Source organism: Brevibacillus agri (assembly GCF_004117055.1).
Taxonomy (GTDB): domain Bacteria; phylum Bacillota; class Bacilli; order Brevibacillales; family Brevibacillaceae; genus Brevibacillus; species Brevibacillus agri.
Genome location: NZ_CP026363.1, coordinates 236,680 through 257,500, shown reverse-complemented (window position 1 = coordinate 257,500; position 20,821 = coordinate 236,680). Strand labels below are relative to the sequence as shown.

The window sequence follows — 20,821 nt, the reverse complement described above, 5'->3', positions numbered from 1 at the left end:
GCCGGGTTTTTGTTTTCTAACTAAAATTGCGCGGGTGTAGTTCAATGGTAGAACTCCAGCCTTCCAAGCTGGTCGCGTGGGTTCGATTCCCATCACCCGCTCCATACGTATTGCCTAAAACGAGTAGCCGATTCGGTTGCTCGTTTTTTTCATAGGTAAAGACTGCTCCCATTCCATTTTGAACGACGTTAGGCCAGACGGGTTATTTATGCAAAATCCTGTCGAGTTGAGTCATTTCGCGATCGGAGGCTACAATATAGGGGTGGAGCAACAACGATCGAAGGAATGGGGGCGTCTACATGAACAAGAACATGAGTATTGTCGGTGTACCGATGGATCTGGGTGCAGACCGTCGTGGAGTAGATATGGGACCAAGTGCAATCCGTTACGCAGGTGTTGTAGCTCGTTTGGAGAAAATGGGCTTTCATATCGAGGACCGTGGAGATATTTTTGTAACACGACCTCATCGGTTTACGGAAACAGAAAACCATAAGTACTTGGATGAGGTTGTAGAAGCGAATGAAAAGCTTGCTGATGTTGTAAGCGATATCATGACGGCAGGCCGTTTCCCGCTCGTGCTGGGGGGCGATCACAGCATTGCTTTGGGAACGATTGCAGGTATCGCCAAGCACGTGAAAAATCTCGGGGTCATCTGGTTCGATGCGCACGGAGACTTGAACACAGGAGAGACTTCTCCATCGGGAAACATCCACGGGATGCCGCTGGCGGCGAGCCTTGGCTATGGACATAAGCGTTTGACGAACATCGGCGGATTTGCGCCAAAGCTGCAGCCTGAAAACGTGGTGATTATCGGGGCGCGCGACCTCGATCAAGGCGAGCGCGATTTAATCAAGCGCATTGGCATGAAAGTGTTCACCATGCACGAGATCGACAAGCTGGGAATGGCTCGCGTGATGGAAGAAGCGATTGCCCACGTGTCCAAAAACACCGATGGCGTACACTTGAGCCTGGATTTGGACGGACTGGACCCGCATGACGCGCCAGGAGTAGGAACCCCGGTTATCGGCGGTATTTCTTACCGGGAGGGGCATGTCTCCCTGGAGATGCTGGCTGACGCTGACATTCTCTGTTCCGCAGAATTTGTGGAAGTAAATCCGATCCTCGACCGTGAAAACATGACAGCGCGCGTCGCAGTCGCGTTGATGAGCTCTGTATTCGGCGATAAACTGCTGTAACCAATCGTTGTCTGAGAACAAAAAGAGAGGCAAAAATCGCCTCTCTTTTTGCTTTTTACGCATCTTTACATTGGTGGGAGAAAGAAGTACATTCTAAGGATGGAGATGTAGTTCGTTTAATAGATGGTCAAGTTGCACGCTTAGGGCGACTAATTCAGGAGTGATGGTTGCCTGCTTCTTATACTGATCGTTGAGCTCTTTGCGTAGCTGCTCGATCTGGAGGAGAACGTCCTGCTTCGACATACGTCCCACTCTCCTTTCCAACTGAGGGATGAAAGAGTTATCATCAATAATATATAGAGGTAGGCAGTTACCTTATTCCTCTATTTCCCAACAAATTACCTGCACAAACACGCATTTAGAACGAAACCATTTGCAGTATCATCCGTATATAGGATTACGGTATTGTGGGGAGGATCGCATGGATTTTGTAGAGAAACGGTTGACTCAGCGAGCGAAGCGTGGAGACCGTGAAGCATTTGCGGAGTTGATCGAAATTTATAAAGACAAGATATTCCAACTTGCTTATCGCATGGTGGGAAACCGTCAGGATGCGGAGGACATCGCGCAGGAGACTTTTTTGCGCGTGTATGCCAATCTGCATTCGTACGATGACAGCTACAAGTTCTCCACGTGGATCTACCGGATCGCGACCAATCTATGTATCGACCGTGGCCGTAAAAAAAGACCTGACTTTTCATTGGATGAAGAAACCGAACCTGGACAGGGAATGGACTGGTATTCGCGCCTGTCTTCTAGTGAGAAAACACCGGAAGACAAAGTCGTGACGCAGGAGCTGCAGGAGACAGTACAGGGTGCTCTGTCCCAGTTGCAGCCGAAATATCGCTCGATTATGATCTTGCGCTACATTGAGGACTTGTCGTTGCAGGAGATCAGCGATATCGTAAAACTTCCCATTACGACGATCAAGACACGCATTCACCGAGGACGGGAAGCGTTGCGAAGCAAGTTGCGATTGATGTGAGAAAGGAGAAAATCACGATGGAATGCCGGGAAATGATTATTCTCATCCACGAATATTTGGATGGGGACACTGATGAATTAGCCAATCAGCATTTGCAAGCACATATAAAAACTTGTGCGAGCTGCCGCCAGCATATGCACGAGCTGCAGCGGGCCATCGCTTTTGTACAGAGCGCTTCACATATTCATGTTTCTCCTGATTTTACGGCACGTGTACTCGCCCAATTGCCTGCGCCGACGAAGGCTAACCTGTTTTCAAGCTGGCTGCGGAACCACCCGTTTTTGACAGCAGCAGCGGTGTTTTTGTTCCTCATGACTGGCAGCTTGTGCGCGAACTGGTTTGACCGCGATAATACGTTGCAGGTATCTTCAGCCAACATGGATAAGTTGAAAATAGATCGGCAACGCAATGTCGTAGTGGTACCAGCCGGAACGAGCATTGATGGAGATTTGGTGGTGCGCAACGGCAACGTGGATGTTCAGGGGCAAGTAAAAGGAAATGTCGTGGCCATCGAAGGAAAAGTGTTCGTGGCCTCTACCGCTCAAGTGGTAGGCAATACCGAATCCATTGAAGCGATTTTCGATTGGATCTGGTATGAGGTGAAAAATATTGGAAATGACTTGCTTCCGATCTTGCCATAAGAGAAAATAGAGAGTACAGCTATCAACAGCACGGCAGTGGAGCCGTGCTTTTTCCGCAGGAGACAGGCTGACCTTATTTAGATGGAGCGAGATATGGGGGCTTCGTTATGATATCGATGGATTATGGGGATTTACTGCGGTATGGAACGGATATTTTACTCGTTACATACGTGATTTATAAAATTATTATGCTCATTCGGGGGACGCGAGCGGTACAGTTGCTGAAGGGGATCATGGTGATCGTCATTACCTGGCTGCTCAGCAAGTACTTCCAACTGACGACACTGCACTGGTTGATGTCGCAAGCTTTTACCTTCGGGGTACTGGCTGTGGTCATCATCTTCCAGCCGGAATTGCGTCGCGCGCTGGAGCAGCTTGGGCGAGGCAAGCTCTTTTCCCGCTCCAGCAGCCTGCAAGACGATGACATGGTGAACCGTGTGGTGCAAGAGGTGTGTAAATCGGTCACCTACATGGCAAAGCGGCGGATCGGGGCCTTGATCGTCATTGAGAGAGAGACGGGGCTGAACGATTACGTAGAGACGGGCATCGCGATCAACGGACGCGTGAGCTCGGAGCTGCTAATCAACATTTTCATTCCGAATACGCCTTTACATGACGGGGCCGTCATCATGCGCAAGGACGTCATTTTGGCTGCTGCCTGTTACCTTCCGCTGTCTGAGAACAACTCCATCTCGAAGGAGCTCGGGACTCGCCACCGCGCGGCAATCGGCGTCAGCGAGGTCTCGGATGGCATGTCCATCATTGTTTCGGAGGAGACAGGACAAGTGTCTTTTGCCGCGCATGGCGCGATGAACCGAAATCTGACGGAGGCGCAACTGGCAGAGATGCTGACCGAACAGCTCCAGCCTCTGTCAAAGGGCAAGTCCATTGGCAGTCGTTGGCAATGGAGGCGAAAACATGGATAAGTGGTTGAACAGTCATTGGTTTGCACGGGCCGTAGCGCTGCTTTTGGCTGTCATGATGTGGATGGTCGTCAACCTGGAGACAGAGCAAACACCGACTCCGGAAGCGAGCCAGCCCGTCTTTATTGACGGTGTGACCTTGCATGTCAAGTACGATACAGACCGTTTTCAGGTCGTCAAGCAGCAGCGAACGGTAAAGGTCGCATTGGAGAGCAACAACCCGTTCTACCGGCATAACTTTTTCCCGGCTGATTCGATGGAAGTGTACGTCGATGCCACCAATTTAGGAAAAGGGACTCACAGGGTGCCTGTCCAGTACAAAGGGTTCCCCGATGAGGTGAAAGTGGGCATTATTCCGAACATCGTGGAAATCACCCTGGAAGAGAAGAAGACGGTGGAGCGGGAGGTTACGGTGGAAAAACTGGGGCAAGTAGCTCCTGGCTATACCGCAGGAGAACCGATCGTCAAGCCGTTCCGGGCACTGGTCAGAGTGCCGGAAAGCCAGGTAGACAAAGTGGCGGCTGTCAAAGCGTCTGTCGATCTGGAAGGGGCTACTTCTGCGATTAAGACTACAGTCCCACTGAAAGTAGTGGACAAGTCAGGAAATGTGATTCAAGGTGCGGATGTCATTCCGCTTACTGTAGAAGTAAATATCCCGGTCACGAGTCCTTTTGTGAAAGTGCCGATCAAATTAAACTTGACGAATGAAATGCCGAATGGCTATAGTTTGGCTAGTATGGATATGAATGTGGATGAGGTGACCGTTTTCGGTCCGAAAGAGGTCATCGACGCCATGAAGGCGAACACCTATCCGGGTCCGGAAATCGATCTTGCCAACATTACATCAGATCGCCTTCTGGAGCTAAAGATACCGTTAATGGATAACATTGTGAAGGTAGAACCGGAGTATCTCAAGGTATCGCTGAAAGTAGTTCCGTCCACAACCAAGCGTTTGGAGAAAATCCCGATTCGCATCAGCGGGTTGTCAGAGACTATGCAAGCCAAGGTGTTGTCCACCGATGGCCAGGAGTTGTCTACAATTGACTTTGAAGTAATCGGCGCGGCACAGGTGCTGGATCAATTGAGACACGAAGACTTGCAGGTCGTAGCAGATGTTAGCAACATGCCGGCTGGTGTGTACGAGGTACCTCTGAATTACATTTTCAATCAGCCGGATTATATCAAGACTTCTGCGAGCGCACCGAAAAAGGTCACAATCGAAATCACGAACAAGCAAAGGTAGACATAAGCTGTTGTGTGCACAAGGAAGGAAATGAGGGACAAACATGGGGAAGTATTTCGGAACAGACGGTGTACGTGGGGTTGCCAATACACAATTGACACCCGAGCTGGCATTTAAAATCGGACGCGTTGGCGGCTACGTTCTCACTAGACACAAGCAGGAAGGCAAACCAAAAGTGGTGATTGGGCGCGATACGCGCATTTCTGGACAGATGCTGGAAAACGCGCTTTTGGCTGGCTTGCTCTCGGTTGGAGCAGAAGTGGTCAGATTGGGTGTCATCTCCACCTCAGGCGTGGCGTATCTCACGCGTGCACTGGGTGCGGATGCGGGTGTCATGATCTCCGCCTCCCACAATCCGTTTCCGGATAACGGAATCAAGTTCTTCGGCAGCAACGGTTTCAAACTGTCCGACGAAGTGGAAGCAGAAGTAGAGCAGTACTTGGATGCGGCAGAGGACACTTTGCCAAGGCCGGTAGGAGAACAGATCGGTACGGTATTGGAATTCCTCGAGGGGGGGCAAAAGTACCTCTCTCACCTGAAAAGTACCGTATCCGAGCGTTTTGACGGCTTGAAGGTCGTTCTGGACTGCGCCAATGGAGCTGTCTCGTCGCTTGCCGCCCGTCTGTTTGCAGACGTGGACGCAGAGGTGATTACGATCGGGGCCAACCCGAACGGGGTCAACATCAACGAGCAGTGCGGTTCTACCCATCCTGAGCGTCTTCAGGAGGAAGTGCTGAAGCACAAGGCCGATCTGGGTCTTTCCTTTGACGGGGACGCAGACCGCTGTATCGCGGTTGACGAGACAGGTGAAATCATCGACGGCGACTACATCATGGCGATCTGTGCGCGCGCGCTGAAAGCAAAAGGAAAGCTCAACAACAATACAGTCGTGACGACCGTCATGGCCAACATGGGCTTTTTCAAAGGGATGGAGGAGTGCTCCATCCATACAACGAAAACCGCTGTAGGAGACCGTTACGTGGTCGAGGAGATGCTGCGCGGCGGCTACAACCTCGGCGGCGAGCAGTCCGGCCACATCGTCTTCCTGGACTACAATACGACAGGTGACGGGCTTTTGACAGGCTTGCAGCTTTTGAACATCATCAAGGAGTCGGGCAAGCCTTTGTCCGAGCTGAAACAGGTGATGGTCAAGTATCCGCAACTGCTGATTAATGTCCGCGTAGAGGACAAGTCGAAGCTGAACGGCAACGAAGCGATCGAGCAGGCCATTCGCGAAGTGGAGGAAGAGCTGGCGGGCAACGGACGCGTGCTGGTTCGTCCATCCGGCACAGAGCCAATCGTGCGCGTCATGGCAGAAGGCCCGGATGCTGCGCAACTGGAAGGGCTTGTGCATCGCATCGTTGACGTGGTAAAACAGCAACTGGTGTAAAAAAATGTTTCGGGGAGTGGTGCGACGCCACTCCCTTTTGCATACATGTAAATGACGAAGGTGTTGTCGCTCCTCTCAATCTGTGGTACAGTGTTCATGTGCATGCACGCACGATTTGAAAAAATTGGAGGAGATCGGACGAAGACAAAGCGGATACGAGGATCGGAAAACAACTGTCGTAAAGCGCCAGCACTGCGGCTGCCCGACATGGAGCCCAGTGGACGAGGTGGAGGTTTATCGAAGGATTCGGCGGGTACCTCCCGGCAGCAGTATCACTGCCGCAGAACGCAAGGACAAAGCACCAGGGTGATCTGGTGGACAAAACTTTGCGTATGATACGTTTGTAGCCACGGACAAAGGAAAAAACATAGATCATAAACATGGAATGGCGGGGGCACTCCCCCGTACCATTGGTTTTGGGTTGTGTCCCCGTCAATATGGAAGGGGATCATACACTTATGTGCGGAATCGTTGGATATATTGGAGATAAACAAGCGCAAGACATCGTGATCGGAGGCCTGCGCAAGCTGGAGTATCGCGGTTATGACTCGGCGGGAATCGCGGTAGTGAACGACAACGGCCTGGAGCTGGAAAAGGCGCAAGGACGTCTGGCTGTGCTGGAAGATCGTCTGGCGTCGAAGCCGCTTGCCGGTTGCATGGGAATCGGGCACACACGTTGGGCGACGCACGGAAAGCCGTCTGACGAGAACTCCCACCCTCATACGGACGCAAAAACGTCTTTTGCCGTCGTTCACAACGGGATTATCGAAAACTTCCTGCCGTTGAAGGAAGAGTTGCTGGCAAAAGGCTACACGTTCACTTCCGAGACAGATACCGAGGTCATCGCTCACCTGCTCGCAGACATGTACGACGGGGATATCGTGTCCACGGCGCGTCGCGCTGTGCAACGCATGCGTGGCGCTTATGCGCTGGGAATCATGACCGAGCATGAACCAGATAAGCTGGTAGCCGTTCGTCTGGCCAGCCCGCTGGTAGTCGGCGTAGGCCAGGGCGAGAGCTTTATCGGCTCGGACATCCCGGCTATCCTGGAGCATACCCGCGACGTTTACATTTTGAACGAAGGCGAAATGGCTGTTTTGACGCGCGACGGCGTGGAACTGATGGACGCAGAGACCGGAGAGAAAATCGAGCGGGAGCTGTTCCATGTCGAGTGGGATCTGGTTCAAGCGGAAAAAGGCGGCTACGATTCCTTTATGCTCAAAGAAATTTACGAGCAGCCGCAAGCGGTTCGCGACACGATGGGCGCCCGCATCGACCACGAGAACAAGCGCGTGATTTTGCCTGAGTTGAAAATGAGCGATGCCGAGCTGGCGGCGTACGACCGCATCTACATCGTCGCTTGCGGTACCTCCATGCACGCAGGTCTGGTCGGCAAAGACGTTATCGAAAAATGGACCCGCGTACCTGTAGAGGTAGCGGTGGCTTCCGAGTTCCGTTACCGTGATCCGATCTACACGGACAAAACTTTGATGATCGTCATCAGCCAATCCGGGGAGACAGCAGACACGCTGGCTGCGTTGCGCGAAGCGAAGAAGAGCAACGTGAAGGTACTCGCGATCACAAACGTCGTGGGCAGCTCGGTGGCTCGCGAGGCAGATGAAGTGATCTTCACCTGGGCCGGTCCCGAGATAGCGGTAGCTTCGACAAAAGCGTACACCTCCCAAGTGGTAGCCCTGTACCTGTTCAGCCTGTATCTGGCGCAGGTAAAAGGCACGCTTGCGGCTTCTGAGGTAGCAACTGTCGTGGAACACCTGGAGACCATTCCTGGAAAAATCGCAGCCATGCTCGAAGACGCTGAGCAGGTTCGCCACTTTGCCGAGAGCACAAAAGGGGTAAACAGCCTGTTCTTCATCGGCCGCGGCCTGGACTATGCGGTATCGCTGGAAGGCTCCCTGAAGCTCAAGGAAATCTCCTACATCCACTCCGAGGCATACCCGGCTGGTGAGCTGAAGCACGGTACTCTTGCGCTGATTGAAGATAACGTACCAGTCGTCGCATTGGCTACACAACCAGACATCTACGAAAAAATGGTGAGCAACATCGTGGAAGTAAAAGCGCGCGGCGCCCACGTCCTGGGCTTCGCGACCGAAGGCAACCACGACCTGGCGAAGAGCGTGGACGAAGTGATCTACATGCCAGCCACCCTGCCAATGCTCACACCGATTCTGACCGTCATTCCATTGCAATTGCTCGCTTACTACGCATCCGTCGCGCGCGGCCTGGACGTGGATAAACCACGGAATTTGGCGAAGAGTGTGACGGTGGAGTAGGGAGTAGCGTTTGTTTTACAAGTTTGCGTAACAAGCAATCGCAGCCATCTAAAAGCTTAAATAGTCATCTAACGAGCCGAGCGAGAAGCGGGGATTCACTCCTGCTTTTCCACGGCTCTTTTTCTTTTATGCTTATTCATGCCATGATGAAAAAGAAGGATAAAAATCACAACGATTTTCATCCTTCTTTTTGTGATTTAATGATTTTTAACGCCTTCCAGCCCTTGCGGTGGGCATTTTCTGAGACTGGAGATTTTTAACCAGGAAAAATTAAGGAGCACTATCAGTTATTCACTTTCAAACGATGCCTGAATGATAATCCGACAAGCCGGGACTTTTTGTCCCAACTCCCCATGACACTAACATTTAAGGAGTATGGCGGATTCGAAAAATTAAGTGTCTTCATTAGCGTTGCATAAAAAATGAATCCATCTATTGTCAAATTATTCTGAATGACATTTTCAACTTCACAACCAAAAACGAGAACAGCCAAGCAAAAGGTAGCCACTATCCATTTGGTAGTTTTATACATTTATTACAACATCGACAACAACAAACAACACTTACTTCCTTTTCTGTCGCCCTCTGGATGTTCGTTTGGATTGGTAATCCATTCTGCCTATCCATTGTTCAAAGGTCTGCCAGAGAAACACTTTGAGCCATCTACTGATTTGCAGCAGACTGTGCTGACTGTTTCTTTCCAGCTTTACAAGAAGCAACAAGCAGTAAGCAATGAGAGCGAGAAAAACTTGATTCCAGACCGCATTTTCACTTGTTCCATAGAACGTCTTGATCTTTGCGTGTTGTTTCATCCATTTGAAAAACAGTTCTATTTGCCAGCGCCAACGGTAGATGTCGCTCAATTCTTCTGCTTCTAAGTCGAACCGATTGGTGATGATTCGAATACGATTTCCTTTCGAATCATGCGTTTCAATCAGTCGTAACACATTATCCACCCGTTTTTGTGGCGTTCCAAGAAGGATCATGGAGTCGGATAAAACGGAGCTTTCTGGTGGTACTTTGAAAGTAAACAAATGACGAGTTTCCGCGTTATCCTTGAGACGTGAAGCAAAAAAGATGCCCTGATCGGTATACTCATCGAACTTTTCATAATCCACGTACCCTCGATCAAAGACGTACATGGCTCCGATCTCATCAATCAGCGACTCCATTTGGGTGCGGTCATTGGATTTGGCACAAGTTAGGGAAATCTTTTCAGGATAGACATCCTCCTGGCTTGCGAAAACGAGACGAAGATGAATTTTGATTCCTGCCTTTGTTTCGCGAAAGGTTGCCCACTTATACTTTTGCAAACATAATCCAATTGTAGTGGAATCAATGATCTTTATGTGTTTTCGAAGAGAGCAGGCTTTTCCAGAAACGCGTTGAATTTGCTGGACAAGGTCGACAAAAACTTCTTCAAGCAAAGCAGGTTCTACCCGATTGTTTTTTCGACTAAGCTGTGCGGGGCTGATCGATGACAGTCCTAATTCTTGCTGAAATTTCTTTGATAGAACATCGTCAGCAATGGCTCGAAGCCCTTCGCGTTGCTGAAGTTGGGCATGTAAAAATAGGAGAAGATACGCTTTTGTCGTCAGCTTCTTCACGTACTTGTCTTGATCCGTTTCGTCAATTCGTTGTTGAAGTTTCATAATATTGATGGGTGCAACCCATTTACCAAATGAAGAAAATAGGGTATTCTTGTCCATGAGCTATCCTTTGCGTTGGATTTGGACAGGAACTACCTGACCTTTCCAGTGTAAAGGATTTTTTTGTTCCCTAGACAACCAAATACCAAAGATTATGTGTATTTTGAATGATGGGAAAAGATTAATGCAACGCTAGTGATGCGATATACACTGAATAGATTTGTGCAAATTGAAATGGGAAAGGCGGGGTAGTGAGCCATCCCATTTTCTTCTTTTAAGGAAAACGTGTCTTTTCTACAATTTTTTCGGATAACCGAATATCTCGACTGTGTAATGAAAATATTGCATTGATAGTTCTACATTACCAATCTTTGTGCTGAGGGGATATTTGTAGACAGGAGTTGAAAAGTTAACACAAAACTTGATTTTTCTATGAGGTAATCTAATTTACTTGACAAAAAGTGGAGTTGGGTAAATAATGGTAGTATCTGATGGGGAACGGGAGGGGTATTCATGAAAATGTATCTTGAGAAGTGTATGCTGTTGGACGAGCAAAGGAGCCTGATAGTAAGGGGAATACAAGAGGGCAAAAAGGAGTATCAGTCAATAAAGGCATTGCTTCCATCGTTCACTACAAATACGTATGACCCTCGTTTACAGTACGATGCTGTAAATACGCATGTTGAAAAAATGATTCTGAGTGCCCCTCATACACAGATGAAAGTTTTTAAGAAAAAAGCTGGTTTTCATCCATATATCGTTATTCATGATACGATAAGAAACATATTTATCTTGGTTTCAAAACTACCTAAAAACAAATACATATACAATCCGAGTGGGTATCGTGGGGACTTTGCTTCATCGAATTTCGACCGCCTTCTGGATTTGGGAGCACCAAAAGAAGAATTACTGGGTGATACGATTTATCAGCCGTCTTTGTTTCTTGGTTCAGATAATCACCCCTTTGGAATCATAGTAAGTTATGATCGGGATAGTGATATCTTTTAAGCCCCAAAATTGGATTTGAGTCATACCCCCTTATCTTGTTAAGCTGATATCAGAAGAACAGAGGGGGATATTTTTATGCAACGGAGACGCTATTCAATCGAGTTCAAACAACAATTGATCCAGGAAGCCCACGAAGTAGGAAACGCTAGTCAAGTAGCCAGACGGCATGGGATAGACCCTAAAATGCTGTATCGATGGATACGTGACTCCAAACACGCAGATTGGCAGAATACGTCTTCCGAAGCTAAAGCTGTAACAAGCTATACACCAAGTCCAGGAGAGTTTCGGGAACTGGAAACGGAGAATGATAAACTGAAGAAATTACTGGGAGAAAAGGACTTGGAAATCGCGATCCTTCGTGATCTTGTAAAAAAGGTGAACCCAGCTTATCGGACAAAATGGAGATAGCCGACAAGTGGATACAGCTGGGGTACACAGCCAAACTAGTGCTACGTATTGTCGGCATCCTGGAAGCAACCTACTATTACCGAAAAAACAAAGCCTCCCAAAAACCTCGCGTTTATCACGGAGGAAGACCTATACCCGGTTATTCGTTGTCAAAAGACGGACAACCTGTCAGTGACGAACAAATCAAAGAATGGCTATCCGAGCTGATTGCCGATGAAGAATCTGCTTATGGATATCGAAAGCTTACCGTCTGCCTACGGCGAGACCACCAACTGGTCATCAACAAGAAAAAGGTTTACCGCTTGCTGAAAGAAGAAGAACTCCTGCAACCACAACGACAAAAGAAAAGGAAACATCCTCGAAAGTTGGCAAACACCCGAGAGATTACCGCTCCGAATCAATTGTGGGAGATGGACGTAAAATACGGATTTATCGTAGGAGAACAGCGTTTCTTTTTCCTGATGAGTCTCATTGATGTCTATGATCGAGCGATCGTGGACTACCATTTCGGACTGACCTGCGAAGGAAAACATGCTGCTCAGATTCTCCAACGTGCTTTGTGGAAACGGCAGCAATTCAATTGTGATGATCGCCCTGTTATCCGTACGGATAACGGTCCACAGTTTATTAGCCATGCCTTTGAAGAAGCCTGTCAGCATTTCCAAACGGTGCATGAGCGAATTCCTCCAAAGACACCCAATAAAAACGCTCACATTGAGTCATTTCACAGTGTTTTGGAGAAAGAATGTTTGCAGCGGAATGAATTTCAGAGCTATCAAGAAGCCTATGAAATCGTGACAAACTATCTGCTCTTTTATAATCAGCGACGGATTCATGGAAGCTTGTACGATTTATCACCTGTAGAATTTGGTAAAGCCTTTGCCTTGCAACTCATTACACCATTTGTTGTGAAAGTGTAGTATGGCAAAGGATTGCAGAATGATCCCTACTTCAACCTAGCTGACAAGCAGGAAGGAAAACGTCTGGGGTCAAGTGATCTCCTTGACGCTAGGCGTTTTCCTTCCTAGACTCCTAGGTGGTTGAAGGAGGGAAGAAGCATATGAAAATGCGAGAATAAGGGAGAAAGACTCAAATTTTAAGGGGTTAAACCGATATCATTTATGAGGGAGCTTTAAGACCTGACCAAGAGGATTGGATCTACAAGGAAGATATTACGGATTCCATCATCCTCAATACAAGAGACATTATTCCACTGAACAACTACCGAGCTTCCGATATCGAACCTCGGCTTAAAACACCAAAAGAGGACAGCGATATCGTAGTTAAATTAAAGAATTCCCCTTCAACTTAGAAAAACTTCAGCAGATTAGGAGTAACTTATTATGAATGTAAAACAAGAGCCGCAGTTTAACCCGAAAAGGCTAAGGGAGGCACGTTTAGTACGGGGAATGACAATTAGTGACCTTGCAGAAAAAATTGGGATATCGAAACAAGCGATATCCCAATTTGAACTGGGAGAGCATTCACCAAAGCACGAGACAGTGCTGGCGTTAATCAATACACTTAAATTCCCAAAAAACTTCTTTTACCGTGAGTTCAAAGAACAATATGTTGGTAACACATTTTTTCGTGCAAATGCTACAGCTACAAAGAAGAGTAAAGAAGTTCAATTTCAAAAAACATTGTTAGCGGGGTATATCTATGAATATTTATCCGAGTATATCGAATTCCCTGAGCTAAACGTGCCTGATAGTTCCCTTTGCCTTAATTCAGAGTGGAATAATAATTCGATTGAGCAATTAGCCGAACAAGTTCGAAAACATTGGGACCTGGGCGATAAACCAATCACGAATATTGTCCACTTATTGGAGAGAAATGGAGTCATTGTGTTTTCAGTAGATACTGATAGTGAAAAGGTCGATGCTTTTTGCCAGCACCGAAAAGGTAGACCTTTTATTTTTCTTGGTAATGATAAGCAATCCGCATTCAGACGGCAATTCGATGGTGCTCATGAATTAGGACACATATTGATGCACAAGGAAATCGATAATCAAGACGTACTTAGCCGAATTGAATTTAAAGAAATGGAGAATCAAGCAAATCGGTTTGCATCAGCATTGTTGTTGCCAGCCGAGGCATTTGCAAAGACAGTAACCTCAACATCATTGTTACATTTTGTGGAGCTGAAGAAATATTGGAATGTTTCAATTGCCGCTATGTTGTACAGGTGTTTAGATTTAAAGCTAATTGATGAGAGTAAATACACATCACTTGTTAAACAAATGTCCATGAAAAAGATGAGGACAAAAGAGCCACTCGATGATGTCTTTCCTCTACAGGAACCTGTAGTTTTAAGGAAAAGCATCTTAATGCTATTGGAGAACAAAATCAAAAATGAATTGCAGTTAATACAAGAGATATCCGTACCACAAGAATACATCGAAATGCTCTGCAATCTTGACCAAGGTACTCTAAACTATAAAGAACCTGAGCCTACTATAAGGTTGATAAAGAGATGATTAAGACCGATAAGAAGCTCCAGTTCAAACCTGAACGGAGCTTCTTACATATTATCGTTTCCAAGGATTATGTTTGAATATTTTGGTGAAGCAGGTGGATGAATTTGCTCTCAATCGAAGAATATATTGCCCGAAGGAAGAAAGAAGATCAATTGAACGAATTCAGTCTTGCAAACCGCATGGAAAATATGAAGACCTGTGTTAACTATGTATTTGAGTATTTCAATCAATACCTGAATACAACCAAGTTGGATGAGCAGACTGTTTTGAATAATGAGCGGCTCGAAAAGTATAGGAATAGTATTTCACATTATGATGAGGAGATCCAGGATTGGCTGGTTCATATTTATAACGAGTACAATAAGAAATTGGATCGGGCGATTATAAACTTTCTCAAAAAAGACGAGCTGTTTTACCTATATTGTTCAGATAGTGAATTCAGAAGCTCGTCATATGAATGCTATGCTCAATTAGTGAAAAAGAATCCTTTTCTGAAAGATCAAACAGAAATGCTATTTTCTTTTATAAAGGATTATCATCAGATTCATTGCCAGCCTAATTATAGCAATGAATTATTGATCTCCGATGAAGTGGATCAATGGGTTGAAAAAACGTGGCAGAAGTATAAGGTTGATATTTTGGCATTTTGTAGTGATTGGGTTCATCGCTTTTATGACGATAAAGATAGTTGGCCAGTAAGCCATAGAATAAAGAGCGATGTTCCGTATTGGAAATATGATTATGATTACAAGCAGAAAAGCAACTTGTTTAATCTGAATTCGCTCTACCGAAGAATATCTGATAAACCATTTATTAAAGGAAAGAAGCAACACCTCGAAGCCATTATGATGTATTTTTGGCTTCATAATATAGAAGGGGACGAAGAAAATTACTGGCAAGAATATATGAGTAAAATTTCTGCTCGCTCATTTCAGCTTGCCAATTAAGCACTTGAACGATGGGTTCAATGTTTACCAGGGGTGGTTACTCTGAAGCTAACTGGACTTAAAGAATTGTACACTGATATGAAGGCAAAAGGGATCAAAAGATATAAGTTTGCGTTTACCTATAACAAGGTCGGTTTCGATATTTTCTTTTTTACTGATGAAATCCCATTTAAGTTGATGTTTGGGGTTAAGGCTCATAACTTTTACTTTGAGGTCAATGTGAACAACGGATTTATCATTGATACCAATATAGGAGATAAATATACTCAGTTGCGTAAGATACTTGGGTTACAGTATGATCCCGATAATCCATTCAAAACTTTCTACTTTTTCACTGAATTCAATAAAAGGATTCCTCAGTTCGCAAATGTTAAAAATACTCCTGAACCATCAGATATTGCATCTTATCGGAAAGACATAGAAGAATCTGACAAAATATATTTCATGGGTTGGAGAGATAACGAGAAGCGTGGAGATAAAGTCAGTTCCGAGAACCTTTATAAAACAAGATTGTTATTAGATTATGAGGCGTATTTGATATGCAAGAGAAAAAATATCAGTAGCCGTTGGACGCACGATAAGAGTTTAGCTCAAAAATTTCATTTGCCAGATTAACAGCCTGCAAAAAAAGTGGGGCAAAGCTGGAATGGAAAGGGTATTGAGGATGGATAAATGGATTGGTGTAATTGTATTGGTGTTTGTTAGCGTAATCGGTCTGGTCCGATTGATTCTTGGGGCGAAAGCATTTAATGAAAAAAGAAACTTCTCCATTGATTTTTTCAATAATTATAGGGAATTTGCCAACGGACTAATGAATCAGACATTTGATGGAGAGAAGTATCAGTGGTTAAAACTTAATAGTTCGAAAATGCAGATTATAATGGGTGATTACGGAATAGCTTCCACGTATAAACCTGCTGGAGCCAATTATATGATTAGGAATTATCAAATGATTGTCAATGGTATTTCCGAAATAAAGGAAACCTACTTGAGGATGGATCATGGGTTTGGGTTGAGTTTCGAAATCAGAATGTTACGTGAATTAATTGGAGCAATCGATGATGTGTTATTAACCTATGTCGGTTCTCTTGATAGTAATAGAGAAAGTCGAATGAGGGATATAAAAAATCCATTTGTATGGTTTCGAGAAGGAGTCCGATTTATTGTCACATTTCCAATATATCTTATGCATTGGTCTGGTCTTATTCAGTACACGACATACTACAGTTTTTCGAATAACATAATAGTAAAGTTTATTACTTTCATTATTGGGATAATAGCTTTCATTAGCTCAATAGTCACAATAGTAACGGGATACACTCCGTTCATAAAAATTATTGACGACTTCATACAGAGTAAGGGATCTTGAAAAAACAAAAAAATAGGTAAATTTATTAATGAGACACCAGTTGCTCTGCCCATCATGTCAAAGTTCCTTTCTATGTAACCTCCTTGAACTCTGTGAAAAATAAATTAAAGCTGAAGTTTAGAGTGAAAAGGTATTGGAAATGATTGTGAATGGTTTGGGGTTTCAAAGACTTTTCACGACTGATCCAATATGAGACATAGGAGGTTTTGCAATGTCAAAGGACAGCAATCAATCCAGCACGGTCGCACTGGGAATGATAGAAACTTACGAAGCAAAAGTAGCTCTTGAGGCCCTTGAAAGGGGAGGAAGAAATAAAAATCTTCATGGCGTTGTTCATGAGATATTGGTCAAGGATAAGCTAAATGCTAATCCAAAGAATATATTATCAGGGGCGACAGCTCATTTGACACAATCTACTACAGCAGTTAGGGATGATATCGTAGTAAAGCAGGCAGGACAAGTTGTAAAAAGACTCCAAGTAAAAGATACAGCACAATCTATCAGTAAGACAGTTAAACAGGTTGCTGAAGGAGAGTATAACGGTACGAATCTGGTCGGAACAAAAGAAACTGCGGAAGCGTTTAATAAGGCAGCAAAGAGTGCTGGGCTAAACAAAACCATGCAATCTTCAGGATTTTCTTCAACGGATACCACTCGAATTGCTGGAAAGGCATTAGGAAAAATGCCCACTTCCTCTACGGTCGCTTCCGTGGCAAGAAGTGCTGGTATTGCTGGTGCGGCTATTTCAGCAGGATTTACAGCAATATCGTCAGGAAGCGATTGGCTTGATGAAAAAATCTCTACGTCGGAATACGTTGGGAAAGTGGCTAACGAGGGGGTAGGCGGAGGAATCTCAGCCGCCGCTGGAGCAGGTGCGGCAACGATAGCAACGGGTGTGGCGGCGACTGCATTAGCGAGTGTTTCAGCTCCAGTGTGGGTTCCGTTAGCAGTGGGTACTGTTGTTGCGGTTGGTGTTGGTTCAGTTGTAAAAGGGATATGGGATTTCTTTATGGATTAGAATGTGAAATAAAGGGACAGCCTGATTTTTTTGATGGCTGTCCGTTTTATTCTTGCAAATTTTAAATTGAAATGGCGATTTTACAGAAAAAAAGGAGCCATTCCTGTAATGAATGAATTTGGGGTTTGAATAAAAAAAGCACCTTCTGTAAACTGGGAAACGTTCCGTCCAAAGAACAATTACCCGTACAGGAGGTACTCCACAATGAAGTATAAGCAATCGAAAAAGCAGAATCAACGTATTCAACAAATTACCGAATTAACCCTTGTTGTCGGTGCAGATATTGCCAAGAAAACGCATGTTGCCAGAGCTGTCGATTTCCGCGGAATCGAGATTGGTAAGGACTGTGTGTTCGGCAATGACCATTCTGGCCTGACGAAACTCGTTTCGTGGATGAAGGAGCTTCAGCGGCAATACGCCAAGACGGATATCATCTTGGGCATTGAGCCAACCGGACACTACTGGTTTCCACTGGCCGAATTTCTGCATCGAGAAAACATCAAAGTCGTTATCGTGAATCCTCATCACGTCAATAAAAGCAAAGAACTTGAAGACAATTCACCGACGAAGAATGATTACAAGGATGCTAGGTTAATCGCTGATTTAGTTCGCAATGGCAAGTACAGCGAGCCCAAATTGCCTACGAGCGTTTATGCCGATCTTCGTATTCTCATGAACCTTCGAGAGAAGGTGATGGTGAACTTCGGTCAAGTCCAACGGCGTATCCAGAACTGGCTTGATCGCTTCTTTCCGGAGTACAGCCTTGTGTTTAAAGATTGGGAAGGAAAGGCCTCGCTCATCACGCTTCGTGAATTTCCGACGCCACAGGAGATTGTATCGCTTGGCGCGAGTACAATCGTGAACCGATGGAAGGAAGACGTGAAGCGAGCGGTTGGCTCCAAACGTGCAGCGCAACTCCTACAAGCTGCCACAAACTCAATTGGACTTACCGAAGGGCTGACGGCGGCGAAAATCGAGCTCAAGGCCTTACTGGAACAATATGAACTATTCTCAAGGCAACTTGAAGAAATCATGGCGCAAGTGGAAGCATTGCTTGCACAAATTCCAGGTACAAATGAAATGCTGACAGTACCAGGAATCGGCGTTGTTACGCTGGCGGGCTTCTTGGCTGAAGTTGGTGATCTTAGCGGTTATGACCATGGGCAGCAGATCATCCGTCTTGCTGGATTTAACCTCAAAGAGAACAGTTCCGGCAAGAAGAAGGGCAAGTCCACGATTACCAAGCGTGGACGATCCCGACTAAGAGCCTTGCTATTTCGGGCGATGATGCCGATGGTCGCCAAAAACGCCGAATTCAAGGCGTTGCACCATTACTTTACGAAGCGAAGTCATAATCCGCTCAAGAAGAAGCAGTCTATAGTGGCACTCTGCGGGAAGCTCATTCGCGTACTGTACACACTAGGCACGAAGTGCATTCCGTACAATGCGTCCGACGTATTAGGACCTGTACGCCAGTCCCAAATACAGATGGTAGCTTAAATTCAAACGATAATTCTCGTTTCTCACAAGAGCTTGGAAGTAAACCAATGACAACAGAAGCACGGAGCAGCCGCAGGATCTATTCCGTAAGGGCAACGACCCAGTAAAGGAGCAAGAAGCGGCGTCCACACCTTGAGAGGCAGAACGAAGGAATGTAAGGGCGAAGACCCAGCGTGACATGGGAGGGTAAGCCGTCAGGGGAATGGAGTGGATATCCAAATGTGCGGTCATACGATTTACCAATAGATTGGAAAAAAGATTCGAATCTTTATTCCCGCCACCGGCTCATCCAGAAAAATATTCCATAATTACATGCTTCGCCCACTTCTCTGGAATGTTGATGGTTGAAAATCTAAGAATGAGTGAGCAAACGCGAGAAAACATTAATTTATAGTGGGAGAATGATATGATGACAGCGAATCGGTAATAGTATGGAATTATGTAGAAAAGGAAGTTCAAGATGACGGAATATTATCTCTATTTGGATGAAAGTACAACTCATAATCCAGGGTTTTTAAATCCTGTTTTTTGCTTAGCAGGTATCGTTGTAAAGAAAGATGACTATCATTTGGTACAACAAGGTTTAGACAAAATAAAACAGCAAATATGGTATGACCTATCGAATCCTTTAGACCTTGTACTGCATGAAAAAGAAGTGCGGGAAGCCCAAAACAGGATGGTTGATAGAAGCAAAATTAAGTCACATTACTTGAGATTCCGAAGTAATAGTTACTCAAGAATGCTTTATAGCGAACTTGATACTTTGTTGAAAAATATACCATGTAATGTTTTGGGTGCGGTTATTCGAATGGATGATTTAGATCAGCACTTTAAGAAAGACATTCAATCGGATTACTATTTGTCCGCAATGCAAATTGTGATGGAGAACTTTTGTCAATTCCTGATCAATGCTGGTGGAATCGGGCATATTCTTATTGAATCCAGGTCACATCAGGATAAACAAGTTCGTCTAAGGTACAACCACATTAAAGCAATGGGTTCAATGTTTGTAAATCCATTCGCCATGCAAACCTTACTCAAGGATATTGACTTTCCGAGTAAAACCGAAAATATTGCAGGGTTGCAAATTGCAGATTTTGTTCCAAACCCGTTTGCAAGAAATGCACTTGGGAATAAACAGCCTCAATTTAACATTTACCAAGCTCTTCGGCCGTTAAGGTACGATGGTGGTTTGGGGAAATTTGATCGTTTTGGCATGAAGATTATGCCTTAATACGTTGTTGACAGATGGGGAAGTCATGGTATAATATCACTCAGAAGGGATTGAGGAACGTTGCAGTAGTCTGCACATGATTCAGTTCATGGAAACAAATGATCTTGTTCTTATACATAGTTCATTTGTTCATCGTTCACGGGCAAGCCTTTCTTTTTTCTTTGTATAAACTGTTCTGTAATAACATAAAATGCTAATGGGTTTGAGGAGCGGAGCAATTTGCTCATGATTTGGTTCATGAGGGTATTAATTACCCCGCCGCTTACGTGCAACCCAAAAAAATCGTCTTCAATACGAAGGCGGTTTTTTTAATTCCTCTCCCCATTGTTCCTTATCCCTACTATGTAGAAAGCAATCAAAGTCATCTCAAAGCATAAACAGTCGTACTAAAGCTTAAATAGTCGTGCTACGAGCCGAGCGAGAAGCGGGGATCGACTCCTGTTTTCCTCGGCTTTTTTCTCTGCTTCAAAAGGGTCGCAAGACCCGAAAATGCAAGGGAAAGCGGTTGACGGGGAGGGAGGAGAAATGCAAGCGTGGCA

At 45.4% G+C, this 20,821-nt stretch carries 20 protein-coding genes and 1 tRNA gene; 19 read left to right on the top strand and 2 right to left on the bottom strand.

Translation table 11 applies throughout. The annotated features are described in order from the left end of the window. The first annotated feature begins 30 nt into the window (after nt 1–30). Nucleotides 31–104, top strand: a tRNA-Gly gene (locus BA6348_RS01240). 195 nt (nt 105–299) lie between these two features. Next, nucleotides 300–1,196 carry an arginase gene (rocF, locus tag BA6348_RS01235; protein ID WP_122952694.1) on the top strand — a complete coding sequence of 299 codons (897 nt, stop codon included), beginning with the start codon at nt 300–302 and terminating at the stop codon, nt 1,194–1,196. Between the two features lie 93 nt (nt 1,197–1,289). On the opposite strand, the gene BA6348_RS01230 is transcribed toward rocF, so the two are convergent. Further along, the gene (locus BA6348_RS01230) at nt 1,290–1,439 is read right to left on the bottom strand and encodes an aspartyl-phosphate phosphatase Spo0E family protein (RefSeq protein ID WP_005832277.1); all 150 of its coding nucleotides are present in this window, start codon (nt 1,437–1,439) and stop codon (nt 1,290–1,292) included. Between the two features lie 178 nt (nt 1,440–1,617). On the opposite strand from BA6348_RS01230, the gene sigW reads away from it, so the two are divergent. From sigW to BA6348_RS27615, 7 genes are all read left to right on the top strand, one after another. After that, a complete protein-coding gene (gene sigW / locus BA6348_RS01225) occupies nt 1,618–2,181 on the top strand; it encodes an RNA polymerase sigma factor SigW (protein ID WP_005832275.1) in 564 nt (187 codons plus the stop codon). A 17-nt stretch (nt 2,182–2,198) separates the two neighbouring features. Then, on the top strand, nt 2,199–2,822 hold the full coding sequence (locus BA6348_RS01220) for a zf-HC2 domain-containing protein (RefSeq protein ID WP_005832273.1): 624 nt from the start codon (nt 2,199–2,201) through the stop codon (nt 2,820–2,822). Nucleotides 2,823–2,929: 107 nt separating this feature from the next. Further along, the gene (gene cdaA, locus BA6348_RS01215; protein WP_007780837.1) at nt 2,930–3,748 is read left to right on the top strand and encodes a diadenylate cyclase CdaA; all 819 of its coding nucleotides are present in this window, start codon (nt 2,930–2,932) and stop codon (nt 3,746–3,748) included. Next, entirely contained in the window at nt 3,741–4,988 is a 1,248-nt protein-coding gene (locus tag BA6348_RS01210) for a CdaR family protein (protein WP_005832269.1), read from the top strand. Before cdaA ends, BA6348_RS01210 begins: the two co-directional genes overlap by 8 nt. Nucleotides 4,989–5,031: 43 nt before the next feature. Then, on the top strand, nt 5,032–6,378 hold the full coding sequence (gene glmM / locus BA6348_RS01205) for a phosphoglucosamine mutase (protein WP_005832267.1): 1,347 nt from the start codon (nt 5,032–5,034) through the stop codon (nt 6,376–6,378). Nucleotides 6,379–6,836: 458 nt separating this feature from the next. Continuing rightward, nucleotides 6,837–8,669 (top strand): glutamine--fructose-6-phosphate transaminase (isomerizing), encoded by a 1,833-nt coding sequence (glmS, locus tag BA6348_RS01200; protein WP_122952695.1) that lies wholly within the window; start codon nt 6,837–6,839, stop codon nt 8,667–8,669. A 269-nt stretch (nt 8,670–8,938) separates the two neighbouring features. Next, a complete protein-coding gene (locus BA6348_RS27615) occupies nt 8,939–9,088 on the top strand; it encodes a cyclophilin-like fold protein (RefSeq protein ID WP_165329021.1) in 150 nt (49 codons plus the stop codon). A 144-nt stretch (nt 9,089–9,232) separates the two neighbouring features. Here the strand turns inward: BA6348_RS27615 and BA6348_RS01195 are convergent, their stop codons facing one another. Further along, the gene (locus BA6348_RS01195) at nt 9,233–10,378 is read right to left on the bottom strand and encodes an IS4 family transposase (RefSeq protein WP_129552151.1); all 1,146 of its coding nucleotides are present in this window, start codon (nt 10,376–10,378) and stop codon (nt 9,233–9,235) included. Between the two features lie 453 nt (nt 10,379–10,831). Here BA6348_RS01195 and BA6348_RS01190 point away from each other — a divergent pair, with 453 nt between their 5' ends. The 10 genes from BA6348_RS01190 (at nt 10,832) to BA6348_RS01140 (ending at nt 20,282) form a co-directional block, all read left to right on the top strand. After that, on the top strand, nt 10,832–11,326 hold the full coding sequence (locus BA6348_RS01190; protein WP_242507435.1) for a hypothetical protein: 495 nt from the start codon (nt 10,832–10,834) through the stop codon (nt 11,324–11,326). Between the two features lie 75 nt (nt 11,327–11,401). After that, a complete protein-coding gene (locus BA6348_RS01185; RefSeq protein ID WP_005837502.1) occupies nt 11,402–11,734 on the top strand; it encodes a transposase in 333 nt (110 codons plus the stop codon). Continuing rightward, nucleotides 11,725–12,654, top strand: a complete 930-nt coding sequence (locus tag BA6348_RS01180) for an IS3 family transposase (RefSeq protein ID WP_129552150.1) — start codon at nt 11,725–11,727, stop codon at nt 12,652–12,654. The genes BA6348_RS01185 and BA6348_RS01180 overlap by 10 nt, the downstream gene beginning before the upstream one ends. Before the next feature lie 423 nt (nt 12,655–13,077). Continuing rightward, nucleotides 13,078–14,214 (top strand): helix-turn-helix domain-containing protein, encoded by a 1,137-nt coding sequence (locus BA6348_RS01170; RefSeq protein WP_026558580.1) that lies wholly within the window; start codon nt 13,078–13,080, stop codon nt 14,212–14,214. A 98-nt stretch (nt 14,215–14,312) separates the two neighbouring features. Further along, a complete protein-coding gene (locus BA6348_RS01165) occupies nt 14,313–15,161 on the top strand; it encodes a hypothetical protein (protein ID WP_026558579.1) in 849 nt (282 codons plus the stop codon). A gap of 78 nt (nt 15,162–15,239) precedes the next feature. Beyond that, nucleotides 15,240–15,776 carry a DUF6037 family protein gene (locus BA6348_RS01160; RefSeq protein WP_165328968.1) on the top strand — a complete coding sequence of 179 codons (537 nt, stop codon included), beginning with the start codon at nt 15,240–15,242 and terminating at the stop codon, nt 15,774–15,776. A gap of 49 nt (nt 15,777–15,825) precedes the next feature. Continuing rightward, on the top strand, nt 15,826–16,530 hold the full coding sequence (locus BA6348_RS01155; protein WP_227278673.1) for a hypothetical protein: 705 nt from the start codon (nt 15,826–15,828) through the stop codon (nt 16,528–16,530). A gap of 211 nt (nt 16,531–16,741) precedes the next feature. Further along, the gene (locus BA6348_RS01150) at nt 16,742–17,548 is read left to right on the top strand and encodes a hypothetical protein (RefSeq protein ID WP_005827865.1); all 807 of its coding nucleotides are present in this window, start codon (nt 16,742–16,744) and stop codon (nt 17,546–17,548) included. Nucleotides 17,549–17,752: 204 nt separating this feature from the next. Then, on the top strand, nt 17,753–19,048 hold the full coding sequence (locus BA6348_RS01145; protein WP_023555147.1) for an IS110 family RNA-guided transposase: 1,296 nt from the start codon (nt 17,753–17,755) through the stop codon (nt 19,046–19,048). A gap of 460 nt (nt 19,049–19,508) precedes the next feature. After that, nucleotides 19,509–20,282 carry a DUF3800 domain-containing protein gene (locus tag BA6348_RS01140; protein WP_026558576.1) on the top strand — a complete coding sequence of 258 codons (774 nt, stop codon included), beginning with the start codon at nt 19,509–19,511 and terminating at the stop codon, nt 20,280–20,282. Nucleotides 20,283–20,821 lie beyond the last annotated feature (539 nt).

Coding starts and splice junctions, on each gene's coding strand:
- rocF (WP_122952694.1), top strand. CDS start 300: ATGAACAAGAACATGAGTATTGTCGGTGTACCGATGGATCTGGGTGCA.
- BA6348_RS01230 (WP_005832277.1), bottom strand. CDS start 1,439: ATGTCGAAGCAGGACGTTCTCCTCCAGATCGAGCAGCTACGCAAAGAG.
- sigW (WP_005832275.1), top strand. CDS start 1,618: ATGGATTTTGTAGAGAAACGGTTGACTCAGCGAGCGAAGCGTGGAGAC.
- BA6348_RS01220 (WP_005832273.1), top strand. CDS start 2,199: ATGGAATGCCGGGAAATGATTATTCTCATCCACGAATATTTGGATGGG.
- cdaA (WP_007780837.1), top strand. CDS start 2,930: ATGATATCGATGGATTATGGGGATTTACTGCGGTATGGAACGGATATT.
- BA6348_RS01210 (WP_005832269.1), top strand. CDS start 3,741: ATGGATAAGTGGTTGAACAGTCATTGGTTTGCACGGGCCGTAGCGCTG.
- glmM (WP_005832267.1), top strand. CDS start 5,032: ATGGGGAAGTATTTCGGAACAGACGGTGTACGTGGGGTTGCCAATACA.
- glmS (WP_122952695.1), top strand. CDS start 6,837: ATGTGCGGAATCGTTGGATATATTGGAGATAAACAAGCGCAAGACATC.
- BA6348_RS01195 (WP_129552151.1), bottom strand. CDS start 10,378: ATGGACAAGAATACCCTATTTTCTTCATTTGGTAAATGGGTTGCACCC.
- BA6348_RS01190 (WP_242507435.1), top strand. CDS start 10,832: ATGAAAATGTATCTTGAGAAGTGTATGCTGTTGGACGAGCAAAGGAGC.
- BA6348_RS01185 (WP_005837502.1), top strand. CDS start 11,402: ATGCAACGGAGACGCTATTCAATCGAGTTCAAACAACAATTGATCCAG.
- BA6348_RS01180 (WP_129552150.1), top strand. CDS start 11,725: ATGGAGATAGCCGACAAGTGGATACAGCTGGGGTACACAGCCAAACTA.
- BA6348_RS01170 (WP_026558580.1), top strand. CDS start 13,078: ATGAATGTAAAACAAGAGCCGCAGTTTAACCCGAAAAGGCTAAGGGAG.
- BA6348_RS01165 (WP_026558579.1), top strand. CDS start 14,313: ATGAATTTGCTCTCAATCGAAGAATATATTGCCCGAAGGAAGAAAGAA.
- BA6348_RS01160 (WP_165328968.1), top strand. CDS start 15,240: ATGAAGGCAAAAGGGATCAAAAGATATAAGTTTGCGTTTACCTATAAC.
- BA6348_RS01155 (WP_227278673.1), top strand. CDS start 15,826: ATGGATAAATGGATTGGTGTAATTGTATTGGTGTTTGTTAGCGTAATC.
- BA6348_RS01150 (WP_005827865.1), top strand. CDS start 16,742: ATGTCAAAGGACAGCAATCAATCCAGCACGGTCGCACTGGGAATGATA.
- BA6348_RS01145 (WP_023555147.1), top strand. CDS start 17,753: ATGAAGTATAAGCAATCGAAAAAGCAGAATCAACGTATTCAACAAATT.
- BA6348_RS01140 (WP_026558576.1), top strand. CDS start 19,509: ATGACGGAATATTATCTCTATTTGGATGAAAGTACAACTCATAATCCA.